This is a genomic window from Anaeromyxobacter oryzisoli (genome assembly GCF_022690765.1).
Classification (GTDB): domain Bacteria; phylum Myxococcota; class Myxococcia; order Myxococcales; family Anaeromyxobacteraceae; genus Anaeromyxobacter; species Anaeromyxobacter oryzisoli.
In genome coordinates this window covers 106103-130015 of sequence record NZ_JALCZA010000001.1, presented here as the reverse complement: position 1 = coordinate 130015, position 23913 = coordinate 106103, and the positions used below count along the sequence as shown (strand labels likewise).

The window sequence follows — 23913 nt, the reverse complement described above, 5'->3', positions numbered from 1 at the left end:
CTGAGGAGCACGAGGCAAATGGAAATCTTCCGGGCGTTGGCGAAGCACTACAGCGAGGGTGGGTGGATGATGCACGCCATCCTCGCCTCGCTCGTGGTGGTCATCGGTCTCGTAATCGATCGCGTCCACGCGCTGTTCTTCACGACCGCGGTGGACAAGGAGGCCTTCCTGAAGGGCCTCAAGGAGCACATCTACAGGGGCGATCTCGACCGCGCGATCAGCTTCTGCGCCTCGCAGAAGAAGACGCCGCTGGTCTCCGTGATCAAGGCCGGCCTCATCAACGTGCCGAAGGGCGAGGCCGACGTGCAGGCCGCCATGGACGAGGCGACGCTGCGCGAGTCGCCCAAGATCGAGAAGCGCACCGGCTACCTCGCGATGATCGGCAACGTCGCGACCCTGCTCGGCCTCCTCGGCACCATCATCGGCCTCATCAGCGCGTTCGGCGCCGTCGCCGACGCGCCGCCGGCGGAGAAGGCCCGCATCCTCGCCTCGTCGATCTCCGAGGCGATGAACTGCACCGCGTTCGGCCTCCTCACCGCCATCCCGGCGCTCATCGCGTACTCCGTCCTGCAGGGCCGCTCGCAGCACATGATGGACGACATCAACGAGAGCAGCGTCTCGGTGCTGAACCTCATCGTCGCGAACAAGGACAAGATGAAGATGCCCGCGACGGTGGCGGCCGACGAGTAGGCGCGATCCCGCTCACGCGGGCCGCCGCGGGCAGGACGCGCGCGGCGGCGCGGGCGAGCGGGGCTCAGGGCGAGCGGACGGATCTGGAAGAAGGAGGTAGCCGATGGGCGGCGGCGCGATGCCCGAGCAGGGCGGCTCCGGGAAAAAGAAGAAGAAGGCGCTCGACGCGACCGTCAACGTGGTCCCGGCGATCGACCTCCTCTCCTGCTGCATCACCTTCCTGCTCTACACCGCGGTCTGGACGCAGATCTCGCGGCTCCAGGTCCAGCAGTTCGGCTCGGGTGCGCCGGAGCCGGAGCAGGCCGAGCAGCAGAAGCAGCTCGTCGTGACGCTCGCCGTGGGCGAGCGCGGCATGAACCTCACCACCACGTCCGGCCTCGCGTACGAGATCCCGCTCGACCGGGCGGCCGGCGGCGTGAAGCAGGACTACAAGGCGCTCGGCGAGCGGCTGAAGCAGCTCCACGCCGACTACCCGGAGACCGCGGCGATCACGGTCTCCGCCGAGGACACGGTGCCCTACGGCGATCTCGTCGAGGTGATCGACACCTGCGTGGGCCAGGGGCTCACCGCGGTGTCGGTCTCCGGGGTCTAGAGGCTCGAGATGCCCATCGTCACGCCCGGCAAGCGCCCCGCGAAGCGCTTCGAGAAGTCGAAGATCCTCGGCGGGAAGATCCAGCGCGGCAAGAAGGCGACCAACACCGAGCTGAACGTCATCCCGATGGTCGACATGATGACGATGCTCGTCATCTTCCTCCTGCAGCAGTTCTCGTCCACCGGCGAGGTGCTGTACATGCAGAAGGACATCCAGCTCCCGGACGCGCGCCACGGGCAGACGATCGAGATCGCGCCGGTGGTGGCGATCAGCGGCTCGCAGATCGTGGTGACGGGCGAGAAGGTGGCCGACGTGGCGGACCTGGACCGCGACTCGGGCTACCTCAACATCCCCGGCCTCGAGGAGCGGCTCCGCGACGAGAAGAAGCGCTGGGAGTACCTGCACCAGAACGACGTCGAGAAGAAGTGGGACGGGCAGGTGAACATCCAGGCGGACAAGGGTGTGCCGTTCCGGATCGTCAAGCGCGTCATGTACTCCTGCGGCGTCGCCGGCTACTTCAGCCTCAACTTCGCGACGCTCGACCTGGGCGGCGCCGAGGCCCAGCAGAAGGCGCCTGGGGCGGGGTAGGCGGGCCGCCGGGCCCCCGATCCCTCGAAGGTGGAGCCCGGGCAGCGCCCGCGGCTCCGGCGTCCCCTTGCCAAAAAACGACCCGGGCCGGTAGTATCCGCCGTCTCAGCCGTTTCGCGGCCTGCGTATCTTTGCGCAACGAGCCGCGTTTTCACGGATTCTCCCATCAGTTGGAGGGGCAGTCCCTGTCATGAACCCGATCAGCATCCTCTCGTCCCTCGCGCTCGGTGCGGGCGGTGGCGAGGCGAACCTCATTCTCCCCGACCTCCGCTCCGAGCAGTTCCTCGGGATGAGCGGTCACACCCTGCTCTCCATCGGCCTGGTCGTCGCGGCGGCCGGCCTCGTCTTCGGCCTGGTCGTCGCGAACCAGCTCAAGAACCTCCCCGTGCACCGGTCGATGCTCGACATCTCGGAGCTGATCTACGAGACGGCGAAGACCTACCTGGTCACGCAGGGCAAGTTCATCGCGACCCTGTGGGCCTTCATCGCGGTCATCATGGTCGCGTACTTCGGGTTCCTCGCCGCCGAGCCCATGAGCGCCGGCCGGCTCGCCATCGTCCTGGCCTTCAGCCTGGTGGGCATCCTCGGCTCGTCGGGCGTCGCCTGGTTCGGCATCCGCGTGAACACCTACGCGAACAGCCGCTCGGCGTTCGCGGCCCTCCGCGGCAAGCCCTTCCCGACCTACGCCATCCCGCTCAAGGCCGGCATGTCGATCGGCACGATGCTCATCAGCGTCGAGCTGCTCATCATGCTGTTCATCCTCCTCTTCGTCGATCGTCACCTCGCCGGCTCCTGCTTCATCGGGTTCGCCATCGGCGAGTCGCTCGGCGCGTCCGCGCTCCGCATCGCCGGCGGCATCTTCACGAAGATCGCCGACATCGGCGCGGACCTCATGAAGATCGTCTTCAAGATCAAGGAGGACGACGCCCGCAACCCCGGCGTGATCGCCGACTGCACGGGCGACAACGCGGGTGACTCGGTCGGCCCCTCCGCGGACGGCTTCGAGACCTACGGCGTGACGGGCGTCGCGCTCGTCTCCTTCATCGTGCTCGCGGTCTCCAGCGAGGCCGTGCAGGTGAAGCTGCTCGTCTGGATCTTCGCGATGCGCATCATGATGATCATCGCGTCGGTCGTCTCGTACTGGATCAACGAGAGCCTCGCGGCCGCGAAGTACCGGAACGTCGAGCGGATGAACTTCGAGGCGCCGCTCACCTCCCTCGTGTGGCTCACCTCCATCATCTCGGTGGTCGCCACCTACGCCGTCTCGAAGGCCGTCATCGGCGACCTCGGCGACGGCACGATGTGGTGGAAGCTCTCCACGATCATCACCTGCGGCACCCTCGCCGGCGCCATCATCCCCGAGGTGATCAAGGTCTTCACCTCCACCTCCTCCGGCCACGTGAAGGAGGTCGTCACGGCGTCCAAGGAGGGCGGGGCCTCGCTGAACGTCCTCGCCGGCCTCACGGCGGGCAACTTCTCCGCCTTCTGGATGGGGCTCGTCATCATCGCGCTCATGGGCGTCGGCTACGGCGTCTCCACCTTCGGCCTCGACATGCTGATGGCGGCCCCGGCGGTGTTCGCCTTCGGCCTCGTCGCGTTCGGCTTCCTCGGCATGGGCCCGGTCACCATCGCGGTGGACTCCTACGGCCCGGTGACGGACAACGCGCAGTCGGTCTACGAGCTCTCGCTCATCGAGAACGTCCCGAACGTGAAGGCCGAGGTGAAGAAGGACTTCGGCTTCGACCTCAACTTCGACCGGGCGAAGGACTACCTCGAGGAGAACGACGGCGCCGGCAACACCTTCAAGGCGACCGCGAAGCCGGTGCTCATCGGCACCGCGGTGGTCGGCGCGACCACGATGATCTTCTCGATCATCTTCGTCCTCACGAACGGCCTCACCGCCCACATCGAGAAGCTCTCGATCATGAACCCGCTCTTCCTGCTCGGGCTCATCATGGGCGGCTCGGTGATCTACTGGTTCACCGGCGCCTCCATGCAGGCGGTCTCCACCGGCGCCTACCGGGCGGTCGAGTTCATCAAGCAGAACATCCGGCTCGAGGGCGTCGAGAAGGCCTCGGTCGAGGACTCGAAGCGGGTCGTCGAGATCTGCACCCAGTACGCGCAGAAGGGCATGTTCAACATCTTCCTCGTGGTCTTCTTCGCCACGCTGTCCTTCGCGTTCGTGAACGAGTTCTTCTTCATCGGCTACCTGCTCTCGATCGCGATCTTCGGCCTCTTCCAGGCGATCTTCATGGCGAACGCCGGCGGCGCCTGGGACAACGCGAAGAAGGTGGTCGAGGTCGAGCTCAAGGCGAAGGGCACCGACCTGCACGCCGCGACCGTGGTCGGCGACACCGTCGGCGACCCCTTCAAGGACACCTCCTCGGTCGCGATGAACCCCATCATCAAGTTCACGACGCTCTTCGGCCTGCTCGCCGTCGAGCTCGCGATCCGGATGGAGGGGACGGCGCGCATCGCGCTCGCCGCGGCGTTCCTCGCCGTCGCGCTCGTGTTCGTGTACCGGTCCTTCTACAAGATGCGGATCGAGACGACCGTGAAGGCGGCTCCGGCCCCCTCCGCGTCGCCCGCGACGCACTGAGATGTGCGCGGAGCGGATCGCTCCGCCGTCACCCAGGGCGGCGCTCGCGAAGGCGTGCGCCGCTCTCAAGGTGTTTCCTCTCCACGGCGTGGTCGTCCTGCCCGGGACGCCCACGCCGTTTCACGTCTTCGAGCCGCGCTACCGCGCGCTCGTCGAGGACGCGCTCGGCGGCGACCGCGTGCTGGCGGTGCCCGGCCTCGGGTCCCGGGAGGCGGCGCACGAGCCGCACCCGCCGGTGTTCCCGGTGGCGGGCGCGGGCCTCCTCGAGCAGGTGGAGCGGCACGAGGACGGGCGCTTCGACGTCGTGGTCCGGGGGATCGCCCGCGTGCGGCTCCTCGAGGAGCTGCCCGCGGCGCACCCCTACCGCGAGTTCCGCGCCGAGATCCTGGAGGACGTCTGGCCCGCGGATCGGGCCACGCTCCAGCCCGCCCTCGAGTCGCTCCGGCAGCTCGTCTACCAGCTCGCGCAGCGGCTCCCCGCCGAGTCCGGCGCGCCCGCGCTCGCTGAGGCCGTCGCGCAGATGAAGGACGCCTCCGCGATCGCCGACGTCGTGGCCGCGGCCGCCATCTCGGAGCCCGAGGACCGGCAGCGCCTCCTCGAGGAGCTCGACGTCTCCCGCCGCCTCGCCGAGGTCGTCGAGGAGGTCGCCGGGGTCCTGCTGATGCTGTCGCGGGGGCGGAATCAGCGGGTGTGACGTCCGGACCCGGACCCGGATCCGAACGCGAACCCGAACGCGAACCCGTGGTCCGTGCCCGTCACCGTCACCGGCCTTTCCGTGAACCGTGGCCCGGTTCCCGTGATCCGACGGCCCCACGGGTCACGGCCCACGGCCACGGGAGTCGGGAGGCGGGAGGTCGGCGCGGGGAACGGTCACGGAGACGGGCGCCGATCCGCACCCCGACGTGACCTGCACGCCCCGACCGCGCGTCGCCCCTGTCCCGACGGCGGCCCGGCGCCTGCATTGCGCTACGGCATGCCGATCGATCCCGAGCTCGAGCACGACCGTCTCGACGTCTACCGGATCGCCCTCGAGTTCCTCCCGATGGCGCTCTCTCTCGTCCCGCGGCAAGGCGAGCGGTACATGCTCGATCAGCTGGAGCGTGCCGGTCAGAGCATCGTGCTGAACATCGCCGAGGGCGCTGGACGGCACTCCCGCGGTGAGAAGCGCCGCTTCTACGAGATCGCGAAGGGCAGCGCGCTGGAGTGCGCCGCGATCCTGGACGTCCTGCGTGTGCGCGGGATCGGAACGCCGGAGCGCCATGCGGAGGCACGGGCACTGGTCGTGCGCATCACTCAGATGCTGAGCCGGATGTGCGGTCCGAGAGGGCGAGGCCGCGGCGGGGCCGGGCCGCGCGGCGGATGATGCGGTCGATTCGCGGCCCATTCGCGGTCGCGCCGGTCATCGGACCGGCACCGATTCGGGGCTCCGCACGGACCAGCGATGAGCGGGGATCGAGCCTGCGCGAGCGGCCCGGCGGTTCACGGGCTACGGGCTACGGGCCACGGGACCCGGGAATCGGGCACGGGACCCGGTGACGGTCACGGGCACGGTGACGGTCACGGAGACCCCCATCCCCCCGCGGGCGCGTTTTACTCCGCGTTCCGCCCGACGCCGTAGTACGTGAACCCCGCGGCGCGGCACTTCGCGGCGTCCCAGACGTTCCGGCCGTCGAGCAGGACCGGCTGCTTCATCACGCGCTTCAGGCGGCCCAGGTCCGGCTGGCGGAACTCGTTCCACTCGGTGACGAGCAGGAGCGCGTCGGCCCCGTCGGCGGCGGCGTAGGGCTCGTCCACGAGCTCGACCCCGCGCCCCCGGAACAGCCGCGCCGCGACCTCGCGCGCCACCGGATCGTGGGCGCGGACCTTCGCGCCGTTCCCGAGGAGCCCCTCGATGACCGTGATCGCCGGCGCCTCGCGCATGTCGTCGGTCTTCGGCTTGAACGCGAGCCCCCACAGCGCGATCGTCCTCCCGGCGAGCGCGCCGAAGTGCTTCGCGGCCTTCTCCACGAGCCAGCGCTTCTGGCGCTCATTCACGCGCTCGACCGAGCGGAGCAGGTCGAAGTCGAGGCCGACCGCGCGCGCCATCGTCATCACCGCGCGGACGTCCTTCGGGAAGCAGGAGCCGCCAAACCCGACCCCCGGGAAGAGGAACGGGTGGCCGATGCGCCGGTCGGAGCCGATGCCGCGGCGGACCATGTCCACGTCGGCGCCCAGCTTCTCGCAGAGCGCCGACATCTCGTTCATGAACGAGATCCGGGTGGCGAGCATCGCGTTCGCCGCGTACTTGGTGAGCTCCGCCGAGCGGATGTCCATGAAGAGGACCGGCTGCTCGCCCCGGACGAACGGCGCGTACAGCTCGGCCATCACCGCCCGCGCCCGCTCGGAGGCGACGCCCACGACCACGCGGTCCGGCCGCATGAAGTCGTCGATCGCCGCCCCCTCCTTCAGGAACTCCGGGTTCGAGCAGACGTCGAACGGGTGCTTCGAGGTCTCCTTCAGGACCGCCGCCACCTTCTCGGCGCTCCCCACCGGCACCGTGGACTTGTCCACCACCACGCAGGGGCCGGTCATGTGCCGCCCGATCTCCGCGGCGGCGGCGAGCACGTACCGGAGATCCGCCTCGCCGTTCTCGCCCGGCGGGGTCCCCACTGCGATGAACGCGATGTCCGCCCCCCGCATCGCCTCGGCGTAGGAGGTCGTGAACCCGAGCCGCCCCTCCTTCACGTTCCGGTGGACCAGCTCCTCGAGCCCCGGCTCGTAGATCGGGATCCCGCCGCCCTGGAGGAGCGCGATCTTCGCGGGGTCGATGTCCACGCAGGTGACCCGTTGGCCCGACTCCGCGAAGCAGGTGCCGGTGACGAGGCCGACGTAACCGGTTCCGACGACGGTGATGTTCACGTGTGCGCCCCTCGGGGGAAAATCGAAGATCTCCAAAGATCTAGCACCAAGCGCTCCCGCGGGGGAGCGCCGACGCGAGGGATCGCCGGGCGAGGGGGACGCCGCGCGCTTCGCTCAGCTCGCGTGGGGGTCGCCGTGCGGTGCGACCACCAGCCGGGCCGCGGCGTCGGCGCCGCGCAGGTGGCGGAGCCGGACCGGGTCCTTCGCCGCCTCGACCACCCGGTCCACCGCGACGCGCTCGGCGAAGGAGAGCTCGGGCGCGAGCGCCGCGGCGGGGTCCGCCACCTCGGGGAAGAAGTGCGCCACCAGGGCGAGCGCCCCGTACAGCGCGCGGGAGAGCCGGAGCGCGCCGGCGCGGCGGCCCAGGTAGGCGGCGTCGAGCGGCTCGCGGAGCAGCTCGCGGAGATCCACGAACGTGACGAGCGGCGCGAAGAGCCCGAGCTGGGCCTGCTCCGCGACGGTCGCGAGCAGCGCGTCCTCCGGGGAGGGGCGCGCCGCCCGGGGGCCGAAGGCACGGTACGGGCGCGCGCGCTCGAAGAGGAGCGGGTCCGCCGGCCCCCCGGTCCAGAGCCCCTCCTGCGCGGAGAGGGTGATCTTCCCGTCGGTGAACACGGCCACCCGGCCGTCGTGCTCGGTCCGCTCGACGGAGAGCGGCCCCTTCACCGCGTCGGCGAAGCGCGCCGCGTCCTCCGCGCGGAGCGCGAACCGGAGGTCCCCGAGCGGCCGCCAGGCGAGGTGCGGGTAGAGCCAGTCCAGGTACGCGCTCGCGTCGAGGAGGACCACCGGCACGTCCGCGGCGAGCTTCAGGGCGCCGCGCAGCGTGACGAGCTTCATCACGTTGTCGTTCGCGACCCCCTGGTAGTGCCCGAGGAGCTTCTCGCGGAACGCCTCGGGGAGCCCCGCGCCGAGGCGGGTGTTCTCGAGCTGGTACGACGCGAGCGGCGCGAGGCCGTGGGCGATCAGCACGTCGGCGAGGGCGTCGAGGTCCGCGTCCGGCAGGGCCGGCGGCGGGGTGAAGGCGGTGAGCGCGCGGAGGGCGTCGAGGAGGGCCAAGGCGCTCCGCGATGTAACCCACCCGCCGCCCCCGGCGCAAATCGCGGCGCCCTCGCCGGGCGGCCCCCTCGTGCCGCTCGCGCCCGGCCGGCGGCAGCGGAAGGGCCGGAGGCGGGGAGCCGGGCGGGCCGCCCCGGTTCCCCCGTGAGCAGGTCTAGGGAGAGAGAGAGAAGAGACACGTTCACACGAGGAGCGAAGACATGACCCAGCTCGACGGGACGCTCTCGGAGCTCGCGCGCGTCCGCAGCGGCAGCGAGCCCATCGTCAGCCTCTACCTCGACACGCGGTGGAACGACGAGCAGCAGCGGCAGCGCGTTCGCCTGTTCGTGCAGGAGGGCATCCGGCGCCTGCTCGGCCGGTGCGGCGAGGGGACGCCGGGGCGGGAGGGGCTCGCGCGGAGCCTCGAGCGGCTCCGGCGCCATGTCGCGGGGCTCACGAGCCAGCAGTACGATGCGGCGCGGCGCGGGCTCGCCCTCTTCGCGTGCGAGGCGCTCGGGCTCTGGCGCGTCCTCTCCTTCGCGCAGCCGTTCCGGCCGGAGCTCTGCGCCGACGGGTTCCCGCACCTCACCCAGCTCGCCCGGCTCGCCGACGACCACGAGCCCGTCATCGTGGTCGCGCCCTCGCCGCAGGGCGCCGACCTCTTCCAGGTGAGCCTCGGCGATCTCGGGGCCGAGACGCGGATCCGCGGCTTCGTCCCGCGCCGGGACGCCGACGAGTACAACCCCGGCCCCGCGCAGCACGGCCGGGAGTACGAGCGCGTCGAGAAGGACGAGCGGCACCAGGAGGCGTTCGAGCTGCGGAACCGGCGGGCGGCGGTGCAGCAGCTCGCGGCGATCCACGACCGGAGCCCCGACGCGCACCTCGTGCTGGTGGGGACGAGCGAGGCAATCGCCGCCTTCGAGCGGGACCTGCCGGAGCGGCTGCGCGCCCGGGTGATCGCGCGGATCCCGCGGCCGCGCGCGTGGGACCGCGGGGACAGCGGGATGCACTCCGCCGGGGCGGCGGACGGGGCCGCCGCGGCGCTCGCCGCGCGCGAGCGGGAGGAGGAGCGCCGGGTCATCGACGCCGTGGTCGGGCAGTCGCTCCGCGGCGGGCTCGCGGTGATGGGGCCGAACGACGTCGTCGAGGCCCTGAACCAGAAGCGCGTGCACGAGCTCGTGCTCGAGGAGGACTTCGCCCTCACCGGCTGGCGCTGCGATCAGTGCGACGCCATCGGCGCGAACGCCGAGGCCGCCGACACCTGCCCGTACTGCGGCGGCGACCTCAAGGTGCTGCGGCACCTCGGCGAGGCGCTGGTCGCCCGGGCGGTCGCGGCGGGCGCCGCGGTCGAGATCGTCGCCCACGACAACAAGCTCCACAGCTACCGGGGCGTCGGCGCGTTCCTCCGCCAGACCGCGCAGGGCGCCCTCCGCGGGGCGAGCGCGCCGGCCTGGGGGCCGGGGGCGCCGGGCGCGAGCCAGCCGTAGGGCGGGCGCGCGCCCCTCGACTCCGCGCGGCCTCCGGCCGCGCTACGCTCGGGGCGAACGGGGGGAGAGGTTCACACTCTCACCCGCTCCACTCGCGGTACGCCGCCTCCGCCCCCTGCACGAACGGCGGGTGGCGCGGGGCCCAGCCCACCTCTGCGCCGCGGGCGCTCACCACCACCTGGTCCATGGCGAGCGCGTCGGCCATCGGCCCCATGCTCCGCCGCGCCTCGTCGAGCGGGACGAGCTTCACCGCGCCGCCCCTCCCGGCGGCGCGGCTCGCCGCGGCCGCGGCCTCGCCCGTGGTCGGGGAGGCCCCGTCCACGCCGTGGAAGATCCCGCGCGCGCCGCGCTCGACGATCGCGCGGTACAGCTCGGCGAGGTCCTCGCGGTGCACGAGCGGCCAGCGGTTCGCGCCGGTGCCGACCACCGCCGCGGCCCCGTCGCGCGCCGCCGTCTCGAACCAGCGGTTCACGAGCCCGCGCTTCTCGCCGTAGACCATCCCCGGCCGCACCACCGCGGGGTGAATCCGGTCGGTGGCCGCCTCGAGCACCCGGCGCTCGTGCGGCGGCCGCCAGACGACCGCCGCGGCGGGGCGCAGGAGCGGCGCGCCCTCGCTCGCCGCCGTGCGCGTCTCCCCTAGCACCCACACCCCCGAGGTGTAGACCACGGTGAGCGGGCGCCCCGCCTCGCCGGCCGCGGCCAGCATCGCCTCGATCGCCTCGAGGTCCGCCGGCGGACCGAGGCCGTAGTCCATCGCCGCGTGCACGAGCGCGTCGTGCTCGGACATCTGGCGGGAGAGCGCGCGCAGCTCGCCGAGCGCGCCGCGGACCGGGCGCGCGCCGAGCCGCGCCACCATCCCGTCCTTCTCGCCGTCGCGGGAGAGCCCGGTGACCTCGTGCCCCCCGCGCACGAGGGCCTGCACGATCGCGCCGCCCACGTACCCGGTCGCTCCGGTGACGAAGACCTTCATGGAAGCCTCCCGGCCTCCGGGACTAACCCGGCCGCGCGCGCCACGCACGCCCCGCCGGGAGCGGCGGAGGGTCGCAGGGGGCGCCGGCGTCACCGCGGCATCGAGGCCGCCACGTCGGTCGCCTCGTCGGGGGCGGCCGCCTCGCCCGGTGCCACCTGCACCTCCGGCGCCGCGGCGTCGGCCGACGGCCGCAGGATCGCGATGAGCGAGAGCGGCGGGAAGGGCATCGCCTTGTCCACCAGCCGGAAGATCGGCGTGAGGACGTTCAGCATGAGGATCTGCCCGAGCCCGAAGGTGTGGCGGCGGAGCACCTTCCCGTTCAGCCACCACGCGAACCAGCCCACCCGGTTGAAGCGGAGCACCTCGAGCACGTCGAAGCCCGCGTCCGCCGCGAGCTGCCGGAGCGTCTCCTCGGTGTAGCGGCGGCGGTGGCCGAGCACCTCGTCGAGCGTCCCGAGGAGCCCCGGGCCGTGCGGGACGAGGATGATCGCCTTGCCGTTGCGGGCGAGGACCCGGCGGATGTTCTCGAGCGAGCCGCGGTCGTCGTCCACGTGCTCGATCACGTTCAGGCAGACGACGGTGTCGAACCCGTCCGGCACCTGCGGGAACGACTCGCCCTTGGTGACGTCGGTGAGGGTGACCTCGAGGTACGGGCGATCGACGGTGAGGCCGTTCAGGGTCTGCAGGTAGAGCGGGTTGACGTCCGAGGCGACGTAGGTGTCGCGCGGGACGAGGCGGCGGGTGAGGTTGCCGGTGCCGCTCCCGATCTCGAGGACCTTCTGCCCGCAGAACGGCCGGATCGTGTCGGCCATCCAGGCGTTGAAGCGCGGCGCGCGGGCGAGGCGGCCCAGGATCTGCGAGCCGTAGGCATCCTGCGCGTAGACCTCGTCGGAGAGGGCGAAGCGGAGGATCGCCCAGAGCGCCTTGAATCCGTCGCGCCAGTTGATCTTCTTCCCCTCCTGGTAGGTCCGGCCCGCGTAGCTGATCGGGACCTCGAAGATCCGCGCCTCGCGCTTCGCGAGCTTGATGGTCAGCTCGGGCTCGAGGCGGAAGTCGTTCGAGACGATGGGGATCGACTTGAGGAGGTCGGTGCGGACCGCCTTGTAGCAGGTCTCCATGTCCGTGAGGTTCACGTTGGTCACCCAGTTGGTGAGGAACGTGAGGAGCCGGTTCCCGAGCTCGTGCCGGAAGAGGAGGGCGCGCCGCGCCTCGCCGCCGGCGAAGCGCGAGCCGAACACCGCGTCGGCCTGCTCGTTCACGAAGACCTCGACGATCCGGAGGAGGTCCTTCGGGTGGTACTCGAGGTCGGCGTCGTGGATGACCGAGAGCTCGCAGTCCGCCTCGGCGAGGGCGGTGCGGATCGCCCGGCCCTTCCCGCCGTTCAGGACGTGGCGGAGGAAGACCCACTCGATCTTCCCCTGCCGGCCGTGCCCCTTGAGCTCGACCCCCTGCTCGATCGGGCCGTCGTCCAGCCAGCGCACGCCGCGCGCCTCGGCGAAGGCGCGGAGCACCGTTGCGGAGCCGTCGCGGGAGGCGTCGTCCACGACGACCACCTGGACGCGCTCGAGGTGCGGCGATCCCTCGAGGACCTCGAGCCGCTGGAGCGAGGTCGCGACGAGGTGCTGCTCGTTGTAGACGGGGACGAGGACGGAGAGGGAGGTCATTCGAGGGACGACTTCTACCACCCGTCCCTCTCCGCCGAAACCGGCCGAGGAGGGGGCAGGAGGCGCCGTCGCCTGGCGGCCGCCAGCGCGCCCGCGGGGAGGCCGCCACGCGCGGCGAGCGCTCCGTCGCCTTCGTCCGCCGCGATCGAGACCTCGGACTCGACCGCAGTCCACCCCGCGGCCCGAAGGCCCTGAAGCCCGAGGCCCGCTCGCCCGTCAGCCGTGGCGCGACACCGCGGGCCCGACGCCGGCGCGCAGCTCGCGCTCGGCGAGCTGGAGATCGCTCTCCATCATGAGCCGGACGAGCTCCGCGAAGCTGGTCCGCGGCTTCCAGCCGAGCTTCCGCTCGGCCTTCGAGGGATCGCCGAGGAGGTGATCGACCTCGGTCGGCCGGTAGTAGCGCGGGTCCTTGTCCACGAACTCGCGGTAGTCCAGGCCGACGTGGCCGAAGGCCGCGTCGCAGAGCTCCCGGACCGAGTGATCCTCGCCGGTCGCGATCACGAAGTCGTCCCCCTCCGGCTGCTGGAGGATCAGCCACATCGCCTCGACGTAGTCCTTCGCGTAGCCCCAGTCGCGGCGCGCCTCGAGGTTGCCGAGGAAGAGCTTCTTCTGGAGGCCGAGCTTGATGCGGGCGGCGGCGCGGGTGACCTTGCGCGTGACGAAGGTCTCACCGCGACGAGGTCCCTCGTGGTTGAAAAGTATGCCGTTCGAGACGTGCAGCCCGTACGCCTCGCGGTAGTTCACGCCGATCCAGTAGGCGTAGACCTTGGCGCAGCCGTACGGGCTCCGCGGGTAGAACGGGGTCTTCTCGTTCTGCGGCGGCGGCGAGGCGCCGAACATCTCGGACGAGGACGCCTGGTAGACGCGGGTGTCCTTCAGGTCGAGCTCGCGGATCGCCTCGAGGAGGCGGCAGGCGCCGAGGCCGGTGACCTCGCCGGTGTACTCCGGGACGTCGAAGGAGACGCGCACGTGGCTCTGCGCGCCGAGGTTGTAGATCTCGTCCGGCCGCAGCTTCCTGAGGAGCAGGTTGAGCGACGAGCTGTCGTTCAGGTCGCCGTAGTGCAGGAAGAGGCGGCAGCCCGGGGTGTGCGGGTCCTGGTAGACGTGGTCGATCCGCTGCGTGTTGAAGGAGGAGGAGCGGCGGACGATGCCGTGGACCTCGTACCCCTTCTCGAGCAGCAGCTCCGCGAGGTAGCTGCCGTCCTGGCCGGTGATGCCGGTGATGAGCGCCTTCTTCACGCGCTGCCCCCGTTACGTTCGTCGCTGGCTGTGAACCCGTCACCCGGGCCCGTTCCTGAACCTACCCCATGACCCGTTCGCCCTGAGCGTAGCGCGGCCGCAGGCCGCGGGCGGTCGAAGGGGCCCCAGTGACCCCGCCCCCGTTCGCCCTGAGCGTAGCGCGGCCGCAGGCCGCGCGGAGTCGAAGGGCGCCCGCTCACCGGTTCTTCTCGAACCACTCCACCGTCTCCCGGAGCCCCTCCTCGAACCCGGTCCGCGCCTTCCAGCCGAACTCGCGGAGCGCCTTCGAGGTGTCCAGCATCCGCCGCGGCTGCCCGTTCGGCTTCGAGGCGTCCCACACGAGCTCGCCCTCGAAGCGGCAGGCCCGCGCGACGAGCGGCACCAGGTCCCGGATCTTGATCTCGAACCCCGCGCCGAGGTTCACCGGCTCGGACTTCTCGTACCGCTCCGCCGCCGCGACGATCCCCTCCGCCGCGTCGCGGGCGTGGAGGAACTCGCGCGAGGCCGAGCCGTCGCCCCAGACCACGATCTGCCTCTCGCCGCGCTCCCGCGCCTCCACGCACTTCCGGATCAGGGCCGGGATCACGTGCGAGCTCTTCGGGTCGAAGTTGTCGCGCGGGCCGTAGAGGTTCACCGGGAAGAGCACCACCGAGTCGAACCCGTACTGCTGCCGGTAGGCCTCGCTCTGGACGAGCAGCATCTTCTTGGCGAGGCCGTACGGCGCGTTGGTCTCCTCGGGGTAGCCGTTCCAGAGGTCCTCTTCCTTGAAGGGCACCGGGCAGAACTTGGGGTAGGCGCAGATGGTGCCGAGGGCGACGAGCTTCTTCAGGCCGATCCGCCGGCCCACCTCGATGAGCTGCACGCCCATCATGAGGTTCTCGTAGAAGAACTTCCCCGGGTTCTCGCGGTTCGCCCCGATGCCGCCCACCCGCGCCGCGAGGTGCAGCACCAGGGTCGGGCGCGCGTCGCGGTAGAGCCGCTCGACCGCGTCCATCCGGACGAGATCGTAGTCCTTCGAGCGCGGCACGAAGATCTCGCGCGCGCCGCGGCGGCGGAGCTCCTCGACCACGAAGGAGCCGAGGAAGCCGGCGCCGCCGGTCACCAGGATGCGTTCATCGGGCAGGTGGATGGCCATCAGGCGACACAGTCGCAAGGTTCCGGCGTGGCATCAAGCGGCGCGGCTCAGCCGGACCGGAGTCGGGAGATCAGCTTCGGGCGAGCTCCCTAAAACTCGCCCGAGACGCGACGCGCAGCCTCGCCGATGGTCTGCAGCAGGTGCGCGAGCGCGAGGCGAAGGTTCTCGTCCTCCTCGAACTCCTCGCGGCGAACGCCAGCGACCTTGGCTGCGACCTTGCGCGACAGGTCGAGCATGTGCCCGACGTAGACCTCGTCATCCCGCTGCATACTGGACCTCGGCGCCGGCCAGCACGCGATCGCGGATGCGGCGATTCAGGAAGCGCTCGGTCACGAGGTCCACCGTGCGCCCGCCGAGCAGGCTCGACAGCTCCTCTTCGATGCCGTGCAGTGCGATGAAGCCTGGCACCTGGTCCGGCTCGAACTCCACCAGCACGTCGACGTCGCTCTCCGGTCTGAAGTCTTGGCGCAGCACCGACCCGAACAGGGACAACCTGCGGATGTGATGACGCTTGCAGAACTCGGCAAGCGCCCCGCGGTCGATCCGGATCCTCGTCGCCACGCACGTATCCTACCCTGGCCATGCCCGCCGAGCGACCCGTGACCGGTCGGAAACCGTAGGGCACGCGAACCCGAGCTCGACCACTATCCCCTCTACGGGCCGCCCGCGTCCGCGCCGCCCTTTCGGTGGTGTTGGCCCGGGCGTCGCCGCCGTGGCGAGGCCAAGGCGCTCCTCGAGCGCAGGGGACAGCGGCTCGCGGACGCCGATCTCTTCGTCGCGGCGATCGCCGTGGTCCGCCAGGCGACGGTGGTCACCGGGAATCGGCGGCACTACGAGCACACCCCGGGCGTCACCGTCGAGAACTGGATCCGGGATTCGCTGCTGCTCCCGGCGTGGCGCAGGGCTCGAGCCCGGGATAGCCTGCCGCGGAACTTCTCGGAGAGATCGGCATGAAGCGGATCCGGATCCTCGTCGTCGCCGTCGTGATCGTCTTCGCCCGCCTCGCCTTCGCAGGCGGGATCAGCGAGGGGAGGCTCGAGGAGGCGCTGAAGCCGCGCCCCCAGCAGCCGAGCCGGGCAGGTCACGAGGCGGCGCCGGCACCGGAGACGACGGCGCGCGCCGCGCCCGGCGCGACCGGCAAGGGAACCCCGACCGACGCGCGAACCTCTGCCGTCGCGAAGCCGGTGACGGTGACGTACGGAGCGTCGCTCGCCGCCACCGCGCTGTCGGGGACCGACTTCCTGATCGAGCCGAAGGACGCCGCGGGCTTCCAGATCGCGGCCCCCAGCAACGGGATCGCCGGCCAGCACGTCACCATCCGCGTCAAGAACACGACCGCCGGAGCGATGGGCGGCGCGGTCTGGAGCCCCGCGTACAAGCTGGCTCCCTGGAAGCAGCCGGCAGCCGGGATGAGCCGCGCCATCGAGTTCGTGTACGACGGCGCGAGCTGGCTCGAGGTGTCGCGCACCCCCGAGGACGTGCCGAACTGAACGGGAGTTCGCGATTCGCGCCAGCCTCACCCGTTCGTGGTGAGCGTAGCGCCCGCGTCAGCGGGCGCGGAGTCGAACCACGCCTCGTGGCGCACGTCGCCCTTCGACTTCGGGGCGAACGGGTCGTCTCCGGTGTTCCGGATCGCGATCTCCCCGAGTCTGCGCCTCGGCAAGCGCGTCGAGCGGCCTCCTGTGCGGCCGTCCGGGGTGGGCGCTCAGCTGGCGGCCTGGCGCAAGCTCGCCGGGAAGTGGGGTCCGAACGCCGCCAAGTCCATCCCCGGAGAAGAACCGCGCGCTCGTCACGCGCTTCCTCGCGACGCTGTCCGTCCTCGGCCTGGACGACACCTCGGTGCAGATCTTCGGCGAGGCCAAGGCGCTCCTCGAACGCAGGGGACAGCGGCTCGCGGACGCCGATCTCTTCATCGCGGCGATCGCCGTGGTCCGGCAGGCGACGGTGGTCACCGGGAATCGGCGGCACTACGAGTGCATCCCGGGCGTCACCGTCGAGAACTGGATGCGGGATAAGCTGCTGCTACCGGCGTGGCGCACGGCTCGAGCCCCGGATAGCCTGCCGCGGAACTTCTCGGAGAGATCGGCATGAAGCAGATCCGGATCCTCGTCGTCGCCGTCGTGGTCGCCTTCGCCCGCCTCGCCTTCGCAGGCGGGATCAGCGAAGGGAGCTCGAGGAGGCGCTGAAGCCGCGCCAGCAGCCGAGCCAGCCAGCTCGAGAGGCAGCGCCGGAGACGACGGCGCGCGCCGCGCCCGGCGCGACCGGCAAGGGAACTGACAGGGCATTCGAATCGTTGGAGCACCGAATGGGCGGAGTTTCCCACCCACCACCTTGTTTCGTGAGGCCGTCCTCACACCGAGGGACGAGGTGATCACTTGGGTCGCGAGGCTTTCCTCGCCCGAGGGGTCGAAGACCCCGTAACCGCGGCCGCAGCAACGGCTTTCAACTCGGCAAGGGCCGCGCGGATATGTTCCCTGAGGTCCCGTCGTCGCGCGTCGTCGATCCAGCGCTCGAACGCGATCCTGAAGACGGCGACCCCCATTTCAGCAGTCAAGCTCGCAGCGGGTTCGCCAACGCCGCGCCCGCGCAGCGCTGCGGCGATGGCGGACGCCAGCGAGGCAAGCTTCATCACCTCTCGCTCTTGAAGCTCCGCGTGGGCAGCGATGAGGGTCTGACGCTGGCGCGCGAATTGCCTGCGTTCCTCGAACACAGGCTCGGTGGCTTCGAGCGCTCCCGTAACGGCGTTGAGGGGAGTGGTCTCCGGAGAAGCCTGCGCGATGCCCTCGACGACGAGATTCTGGAGCGCACCCGCGCCCCAGAACAGGACCTCCCGCTTGTCGGCAAAATAGCGGAAGAACGTCCGCTCGGTGAGCCCCGCCCGGGCGGCAATTTCCGCGACGGTGGTGCCGTCGAATCCGCGCTCGGCGTAGAGATCCATCGCCGCCTGCTCGAGCCGACCGCGCGTTCCTGGTTCCCATCGGGCCATGAAAGCAGGTTACGTCAGTCGCTGCCATCTTGCTATTGCAGTCCCTGACATCGCGTGTTACCTGGCATGTCAGCGGCTGACATGGGGTCGCCAAGGAGGACTGTCATGCGCGTGTTTGTCACGGGTGCTTCTGGTTTCATCGGCTCAGCCGTCGTTCCCGAGCTTCTTTCCGCGGGTCATCGGGTCCTGGGGCTCGCCCGCTCGGATGCCTCGACGATGGCCCTCAGCGCCGCCGGGGCCGAGGTGCACCGCGGCGATCTGAACGACCCTGAGAGTCTGCGGGCCGGTGCATCCGAGGCAGACGGCGTCATCCACCTCGGGTTCATCCACGACTTCAACAACTTTGAAGCTTCGCTGCGAACCGACCTGCGTGCGATCGAGACGATCGGCAAGGTCCTCGAGGGCTCCGGCCGCCCGTTCGTGATCGCATCGGGAACCCAAGGGTTGGCGCCTGGCCGCGTGGTGACCGAGGAGATGCCCTTCGATCCAAGATTTCATCCGCGGATGGCGAACGGAGCGGTGGCAATCGGGTTGGCGGAGCGCGGTGTTCGGGTGTCAGCCGTCCGTCTTGCTCCAACCGTCCACGGCACGGGAGACCACGGCTTCCTGAAGACGCTCGTCGACGTGGCACGCGAGAAGGGCGTCTCGGGCTACATCGGCGACGGCGCCAACCGCTGGAATGCCGTCCACCGGTTGGATGCCGCGCGCCTCATTCTTCTGGCGCTGGAGAAGGCCCCCGCGGGCTCCATCCTTCACGCGGTCGCCGAGGAGGGGGTGCCGACCCGGCAGATCGCCGAAGTCATCGGGAAGAAGCTCAGGCTGCCCGTGGCCTCCGTCTCCCCCCAGGCTGCGGCCGCGCACTTCGGCTGGATCAGCTTCCCCTTCTCGATGGACCAGCCGGCGTCAAGCGCAATCACCCGCGAGCGCATGGGCTGGACCCCGACGCACGAGGGGCTGATCGACGACCTCGAGCAGGGGCACTACTTCAGCTAGAAGCGCCATCGCGAGTGGGGATCGCTCCCTCCACGCGTAAGCGGTGGGAATCATGGGCCTTCCAAGCCGATCGCCGCTCTAGGGCCGTGCAGTTCGACGCTCACCGCCCCCCGCTCGCGCCCTCCTCCGGCGCGGCCGTCACCGCCTGCCGGGCGCGCGCGGTCTTCAGCGCGTCGATCCGCTCGGCGTAGGCGCCGGCGGGCACGCCGGGCTTGTGCGCGGCGAGTTCGAGCGCCTCGATGGCCTCGTCGTAGCGCCCCGCCTCGACGGAGACGCGGGCGATCGCCTCGAGCGGGCGGGGGCTGTCGGGCGCGGCGTCGCGCGCGTCGGCGAGGACCCGGAGCGCCTCGCCGTAGCGCTGCTGCCCCTCGAGGGCCTGCCCGACGAGGAGGCTCCGCGTGAGCGTGGTCGAGGCGTCGCGCGCGAGGATCTGCTCGAAGGTGGCGCGCGCCTGGGAGAACCGCCGCGCGCGGAGCTGGTGCTGCCCGAGCGGCGCGAGCACCTCGACCCGCCCCGGGAAGCGCGCCGCCGCCCCCTGCAGCTCCTGGATGGCCGCCTCCTCGTCGCCCTCCGCGTCGAGGGCGCGGGCGGCGAGGACGAAGCCGGAGGGGAGGAGCGGCGCGGCCGCCTCGAGGGCCCGGGCCAGCGCGAGCGCCCCGTCCGCGTCGCCGAGGTCGAGCGTCACCGCCGCGAGCCCGCCGAGGGCGCGGACGTCGCGGAACCCCTCCCAGCCGCGCCGGTACGCCTCGCGCGCCTCCTCCCAGTCGTCGCGCAGGAGCGCGGCCGCGGCGAGGAGCCCGTCCGGCGTGTCCGGCGCGACGTCGAGGAGCGCGCCCGGCTCGGGGAAGAAGGCGTGGGCCTCCTTCAGCGCGTCGGGATCGCCGAGGATGAACGCCAGCCGGTACTCCCGCTTCGCGAGGGCCGCGCGGCCGCGGAACGCGTAGCACTGGGCCGCGCCGCGGTGCGGGGCCGAGGCGGTCGGGTTCCGCTCCGTCGCCCGGGCCAGCCACGGCTCCGCCTCGTCGCAGCGGAAGACCGCCGAGAGCTTCGTCCCCACCGCGGCGGGCACCACCCAGTCCGCCGGGTGCCAGGGGAGCACCTCGCGGGCGCGCGCGATGGCGTCGTCCGGGGTCTCCGCGGCGACCACCCGCTCCGCGTCGGCCTCCGGCGGGTGGAGCGCGTGCAGCGTCACGCCCAGCGCCGCGAGCGCGAGCGCGACGCCCGCGCCGGCGCGGACCGCGAGGCGCGGCACCCGGATCGCCGGCATGTCCCGCGCCGCGATCGCCATCACCACGCCGAACGGGATCGCGACGCCGGAGATCTCGAGCGAGAAGTCGAAGAGGTTGTGGGCGACCAGCGCCCCGGCGCCCGCGAGCGCGCCGATGAGCGGCCGGGAGATCTCGGCGCGCCGGGCCGCCGCGAGCCATGCCCAGGCGAAGAGCCCGATCGCGAGCGGGCCCAGGACGAGGCCGAGGTCCACCGGGAGCTGGAGCCACTCGTTCTCGACGTGGGTGAAGGTGGCGAGGACCGGCTCCCACTTGTACGCGGGGAAGACGTTCGCGAAGGCGCCGCGTCCGATCCCGAGGAGCGGGTGATCGCGGATCACCTGGAGCGCCGACGGCCAGAGCTCGAGCTTCACCTCGGTGGTGGTCGCCTCGCTCACCGTCCGCATCTCGGCGACGATCCGGTCGAAGGCGAGGAACGCGGCGAGGCCGACGGCGACCGAGATCGCCACCGGCAGGACCGCGCCCGAGCGGTGGAGCAGGGCGCGCGTCACCGCCCGCGGGCCCGCGCGCAGGAGCTCGCGCCAGCCGCGCGGCGCCACCGCCGGCGCCGGGGCGCCCTCGGAGGCGACGCGCTCCCGCCGGCCCGCCCGCGCCCAGAGGGCGACGAAGAGCCCCGCCCCCACCACGAACGCGCCGATGCCGCCGCGTGAGAGGGAGAGGAACACGCCCGCCGCGGAGAAGACGAAGGCGACGAGCCAGCCCACCCGCGCCGGCCCGCGGGCGCGGAGGGCGAACCCGAGCGCCGGCCACGCCGCGAGCTGGAGGAAGCCGGCGAGGTGGTTCGGGTTCACGAACGGGAAGCGCGGCTCGAGGAGCGGCTGCGCGCCGAAGAGGTACGCGCCCAGGGCGGCCGCCACCACCGCCGGCCCCGCGAGCGCCAGCGCGGCGAGGAGGGCGTCGCGGCGGCGCCGATCCGACGCGACGATCGCCACCGCCGCCGCCACGGCGGTCCAGGTCGCGACCTTGGCGAGCTCGAGGGCGGTCGCGCCGGGGTCGAGCGAGAGCGGCCGGGCCCACCCGAGCACGCCCGCGCCGCCGAGGCTCCGCTCGAGGAGGAGGGCGCTCTCGCGCGAGACCGCGCGGAGGACGCCGAGCGGCAGCGGCACGAGCTGGAGCGCCACCGCGAGCGTGAGGAGCGCCGCGCCCGCGACGAGGAGCGGCACGGTGACGCTCCCGTCGCCGTCCGGCGCCGGCTCCGGGTGCCGCTGCGAGCGGTGGCCGGGGCGCGCCGCGAGGAAGAGCGCGGCCGCGGCGAGCAGAGCGGAGGCGGCGATGGCGGGGAGGTCCACGCCCCCGCGGACGAGGGCGTTGCCCGCCACGAGCGCGCAGACGAGGAGCACCGAGCGTGAGCGGAGCGGGGAGGGCGAGCGATGCGGCACGGGCGGCGGATGCTACCAGCGGAACCCCGCGGCGAAAAAGGGAGGCCCCTCGCTCGACGCGCCGGGCCGATCCCCGTAGACTCTCGGAGCTTTTGCGCGGCGCGCGCCGCGCGCGTCCAACGGCAGGAGCACATGCCCCCGATCACCGAACCGCAGGCCCCCGACCTCCGCGAGGAGGAAGACCAGCTCGACCTGCGCGCCTATTGGCGCGTGCTCGTCCGGCGCCGCTGGACGATCCTCGCCGTCTTCGCCGCGGTCGTGCTCCTCACGCTCGTCGCGACGCTCCGCCAGCCGCGTGTCTACGCCGCGACCGCGACCCTCATCATCGACCTCCAGGCGCCCAAGGTCCTGAACAACAAGGACGTGCAGGACGTCGTGGAGACCGGCACGAGCAGCCTCTACTCCTCGAAGGAGTACTTCGAGACCCAGTACAAGATCATCACCAGCCGCGCCGTCGCGCAGCGCGTGATCGAGAAGCTCCAGCTCGCCCGCGACCCGCGCTTCCTCGGCCTCGAGGGCATCAAGGACACGGCGAAGCTCGAGCAAGCCCTCGCGAAGCTCGATCCGCCCGCCGTGCTCCAGGACCGGCTCTCGGTCGTCCCCGTGAAGGACTCGCGGGTGGTCAAGCTGGTGGTCGAGGATCGCGATCCGAAGTGGGCGGCGACGATCGCGAACGCCGTGGCCGACGCCTACATTGCCGAGAGCCTCTCGGTCCGCGCCAACACCACCCAGAGCGCGTCCGACTGGCTCGAGCAGCAGCTCGCCGATCTCGAGGCGAAGCTCGCCCAGAGCGGCGACGCGCTCTACAAGTTCAAGCAGGCCCACGACATCGTGGCGACGAGCTGGGAGGACCGGCAGAACGTCGTCAGCCAGCGGATCGCGGCGATCAACGACGCCCTCACCAAGGCGCAGGTCCAGCGCGCGACGCTCGAGGCCCGCAACGAGCTGCTCACGAAGTCGGTCGACGCGCTGAAGGACGACCCGCAGGCCGACGCCACGCTCCTCTCCGCGCAGAACATGGCGATCCCGGACCTGAAGGTCCGCTACCTCGACGCCAAGGTCGAGTGCGCCGACCTCGCCTCGCGCTACCTCCCGAACCACCCCAAGGTCGAGGGCTGCAACGCCAAGGTCGCCGCCGCCAGGACGAACCTCGACCGCGAGATCCAGAACACCATCGGCGGGGCGCGGCGCGAGTACGACGAGGCGGTGGGGGCGGAGAAGAAGCTCTCGCAGCTCCTCGAGAAGGCGAAGGGCGAGTCGTTCGGGCTGAACCAGTACGAGAAGGAGTACCTCGAGCTGAAGCGCGCCCACGACAACAACCAGCGCCTCTACGAGATGGTGCTCGCGCGGCTCAAGGACACCGGCGTCACCGGCATGCTCCAGATGTCGAACGTGCGGGTGCTCGACCGGGCCGAGCCGCCGGAGAAGCCCGTCCGCCCGCAGCCGGTCCGGAACCTGGCGCTCGCGATCCTCCTCGGCCTCGCCGGCGGCGTCGGGCTCGCCTTCCTGCTCGAGACGCTCGACACGACCATCACCACGCGCGAGCAGATCGAGGAGCGGCTCGGCCTCCCGTTCCTGGGGGTCATCCCCCGGATCGACAAGGCCGACGGCCACAGCCCCGAGCTGGCGATCCACTCGGCGCCCACCTCCGCCGCGTCCGAGTGCCTCCGCTCGATCCGGACCAACGTCCTCTTCATGTCCCCCGAGAAGCCGCTCAAGACCATCCTGGTGACCTCGAGCGGCCCCGGCGAGGGGAAGACCACCACCGCGGCCTCGCTCGCCGCCACCATGGCGAACAGCGGCAACCGCGTCCTCCTCGTGGACGCCGACATGCGCCGCCCGCGCGTGCACAAGGTGTTTGGCCTCGCCCCCGGCGCCGGCCTGTCCTCGCTCATCCTCGGGGACGGCGCCCTCGAGGCCGCCGTCGTCCGGACCGAGGTGCCGAACCTCGACGTCCTCCCCTGCGGACCAGTCCCCCCGAACCCCGCCGAGCTGCTCCACACCCAGAGCTTCGCGAAGCTCCTCGAGCAGCTCTCCCGCCGCTACGACCGCGTGGTGATCGATTCCCCGCCCGCCGGCGTCGTCTCGGATGCCATCGTCGTCGCCACCAAGGTGGACGGCACCCTCGTGGTGGTGAAGGCCGGCCAGACCTCCCGCGACATGGCCGCTCGGACGGTGCGGAACCTCGCCAACGTGCAGGCCCGCGTGCTCGGCACCGTGCTGAACGAGCTCGACCTGAGCGACCGGAGGTATGCGCAGTACTACTCGTATTCGTCCGGGTACTACGGAGAGGCGAAGCCAGGGGGCGAATCCAAGGTGGCGTGAACGCCCGCCCCCTCCTCCGGCTCCAGCGCGGTGCTGCCGCGAGTGCCGAT

Annotated in this window: 22 protein-coding genes; 11 read left to right on the top strand and 11 right to left on the bottom strand. The window is 71.5% G+C overall.

Features of this window, described 5'->3' with window-relative positions:
* Window positions 1–18 precede the first annotated feature (18 nt).
* The 6 genes from MNZ27_RS00585 to MNZ27_RS00560 all read left to right on the top strand — a co-directional run bounded on the left by MNZ27_RS00585 (window position 19) and on the right by MNZ27_RS00560 (window position 5832).
* Complete coding sequence (locus MNZ27_RS00585; protein WP_242392071.1) at window positions 19–690, top strand: MotA/TolQ/ExbB proton channel family protein; 672 nt, start codon at window positions 19–21, stop codon at window positions 688–690.
* A gap of 103 nt (window positions 691–793) precedes the next feature.
* Complete coding sequence (locus MNZ27_RS00580) at window positions 794–1282, top strand: ExbD/TolR family protein (RefSeq protein WP_242392070.1); 489 nt, start codon at window positions 794–796, stop codon at window positions 1280–1282.
* A 9-nt stretch (window positions 1283–1291) separates the two neighbouring features.
* Window positions 1292–1870: an ExbD/TolR family protein gene (locus MNZ27_RS00575; RefSeq protein WP_242392069.1), complete on the top strand. Its 579-nt coding sequence runs from the start codon at window positions 1292–1294 to the stop codon at window positions 1868–1870.
* Window positions 1871–2060: 190 nt separating this feature from the next.
* Window positions 2061–4469 (top strand): sodium-translocating pyrophosphatase, encoded by a 2409-nt coding sequence (locus tag MNZ27_RS00570; protein WP_242392068.1) that lies wholly within the window; start codon window positions 2061–2063, stop codon window positions 4467–4469.
* A gap of 70 nt (window positions 4470–4539) precedes the next feature.
* On the top strand, window positions 4540–5163 hold the full coding sequence (locus tag MNZ27_RS00565; RefSeq protein WP_242392067.1) for an LON peptidase substrate-binding domain-containing protein: 624 nt from the start codon (window positions 4540–4542) through the stop codon (window positions 5161–5163).
* A 279-nt stretch (window positions 5164–5442) separates the two neighbouring features.
* Window positions 5443–5832: a four helix bundle protein gene (locus MNZ27_RS00560; protein ID WP_242392066.1), complete on the top strand. Its 390-nt coding sequence runs from the start codon at window positions 5443–5445 to the stop codon at window positions 5830–5832.
* A gap of 227 nt (window positions 5833–6059) precedes the next feature.
* Here MNZ27_RS00560 and MNZ27_RS00555 read toward each other — a convergent pair whose 3' ends face one another.
* Complete coding sequence (locus tag MNZ27_RS00555) at window positions 6060–7367, bottom strand: UDP-glucose dehydrogenase family protein (RefSeq protein ID WP_242392065.1); 1308 nt, start codon at window positions 7365–7367, stop codon at window positions 6060–6062.
* A 114-nt stretch (window positions 7368–7481) separates the two neighbouring features.
* Window positions 7482–8420 carry a nucleotidyltransferase family protein gene (locus MNZ27_RS00550; protein ID WP_242392064.1) on the bottom strand — a complete coding sequence of 313 codons (939 nt, stop codon included), beginning with the start codon at window positions 8418–8420 and terminating at the stop codon, window positions 7482–7484.
* Window positions 8421–8620: 200 nt separating this feature from the next.
* On the opposite strand from MNZ27_RS00550, the gene MNZ27_RS00545 reads away from it, so the two are divergent.
* A complete protein-coding gene (locus tag MNZ27_RS00545) occupies window positions 8621–9886 on the top strand; it encodes a baeRF10 domain-containing protein (protein WP_242392063.1) in 1266 nt (421 codons plus the stop codon).
* 79 nt (window positions 9887–9965) lie between these two features.
* Here the strand turns inward: MNZ27_RS00545 and MNZ27_RS00540 are convergent, their stop codons facing one another.
* The 6 genes from MNZ27_RS00540 to MNZ27_RS00515 all read right to left on the bottom strand — a co-directional run bounded on the left by MNZ27_RS00540 (window position 9966) and on the right by MNZ27_RS00515 (window position 15455).
* Window positions 9966–10856, bottom strand: coding sequence for an NAD-dependent epimerase/dehydratase family protein (locus MNZ27_RS00540; protein WP_242392062.1), 891 nt, complete (start codon window positions 10854–10856; stop codon window positions 9966–9968).
* An 89-nt stretch (window positions 10857–10945) separates the two neighbouring features.
* Window positions 10946–12520 (bottom strand): glycosyltransferase, encoded by a 1575-nt coding sequence (locus MNZ27_RS00535; RefSeq protein ID WP_242392061.1) that lies wholly within the window; start codon window positions 12518–12520, stop codon window positions 10946–10948.
* A 216-nt stretch (window positions 12521–12736) separates the two neighbouring features.
* Window positions 12737–13759, bottom strand: coding sequence for a GDP-mannose 4,6-dehydratase (gmd, locus tag MNZ27_RS00530; protein ID WP_242392060.1), 1023 nt, complete (start codon window positions 13757–13759; stop codon window positions 12737–12739).
* Between the two features lie 196 nt (window positions 13760–13955).
* The gene (locus tag MNZ27_RS00525) at window positions 13956–14894 is read right to left on the bottom strand and encodes a GDP-L-fucose synthase family protein (protein ID WP_242392059.1); all 939 of its coding nucleotides are present in this window, start codon (window positions 14892–14894) and stop codon (window positions 13956–13958) included.
* An 89-nt stretch (window positions 14895–14983) separates the two neighbouring features.
* Window positions 14984–15163 (bottom strand): HepT-like ribonuclease domain-containing protein, encoded by a 180-nt coding sequence (locus tag MNZ27_RS00520; RefSeq protein ID WP_242392058.1) that lies wholly within the window; start codon window positions 15161–15163, stop codon window positions 14984–14986.
* The gene (locus tag MNZ27_RS00515; RefSeq protein WP_242392057.1) at window positions 15150–15455 is read right to left on the bottom strand and encodes a nucleotidyltransferase family protein; all 306 of its coding nucleotides are present in this window, start codon (window positions 15453–15455) and stop codon (window positions 15150–15152) included. The genes MNZ27_RS00520 and MNZ27_RS00515 overlap by 14 nt, the downstream gene beginning before the upstream one ends.
* Window positions 15456–15844: 389 nt before the next feature.
* Here MNZ27_RS00515 and MNZ27_RS00510 point away from each other — a divergent pair, with 389 nt between their 5' ends.
* Complete coding sequence (locus tag MNZ27_RS00510) at window positions 15845–16384, top strand: hypothetical protein (RefSeq protein ID WP_242392056.1); 540 nt, start codon at window positions 15845–15847, stop codon at window positions 16382–16384.
* Window positions 16385–16410: 26 nt separating this feature from the next.
* Here the strand turns inward: MNZ27_RS00510 and MNZ27_RS00505 are convergent, their stop codons facing one another.
* Window positions 16411–16557, bottom strand: coding sequence for a hypothetical protein (locus tag MNZ27_RS00505; protein WP_242392055.1), 147 nt, complete (start codon window positions 16555–16557; stop codon window positions 16411–16413).
* A 176-nt stretch (window positions 16558–16733) separates the two neighbouring features.
* Here MNZ27_RS00505 and MNZ27_RS00500 point away from each other — a divergent pair, with 176 nt between their 5' ends.
* Entirely contained in the window at window positions 16734–16985 is a 252-nt protein-coding gene (locus MNZ27_RS00500) for a PIN domain-containing protein (protein ID WP_242392054.1), read from the top strand.
* A gap of 280 nt (window positions 16986–17265) precedes the next feature.
* Here MNZ27_RS00500 and MNZ27_RS00495 read toward each other — a convergent pair whose 3' ends face one another.
* Window positions 17266–17832, bottom strand: a complete 567-nt coding sequence (locus MNZ27_RS00495; protein ID WP_308197883.1) for a TetR family transcriptional regulator — start codon at window positions 17830–17832, stop codon at window positions 17266–17268.
* Window positions 17833–17985: 153 nt separating this feature from the next.
* On the opposite strand from MNZ27_RS00495, the gene MNZ27_RS00490 reads away from it, so the two are divergent.
* Complete coding sequence (locus tag MNZ27_RS00490) at window positions 17986–18873, top strand: SDR family oxidoreductase (protein ID WP_242392052.1); 888 nt, start codon at window positions 17986–17988, stop codon at window positions 18871–18873.
* A gap of 100 nt (window positions 18874–18973) precedes the next feature.
* Here the strand turns inward: MNZ27_RS00490 and MNZ27_RS00485 are convergent, their stop codons facing one another.
* Window positions 18974–21538, bottom strand: a complete 2565-nt coding sequence (locus MNZ27_RS00485) for a tetratricopeptide repeat protein (protein ID WP_242392051.1) — start codon at window positions 21536–21538, stop codon at window positions 18974–18976.
* 132 nt (window positions 21539–21670) lie between these two features.
* On the opposite strand from MNZ27_RS00485, the gene MNZ27_RS00480 reads away from it, so the two are divergent.
* Entirely contained in the window at window positions 21671–23863 is a 2193-nt protein-coding gene (locus MNZ27_RS00480) for a GumC family protein (RefSeq protein WP_242392050.1), read from the top strand.
* Window positions 23864–23913: the final 50 nt, after the last annotated feature.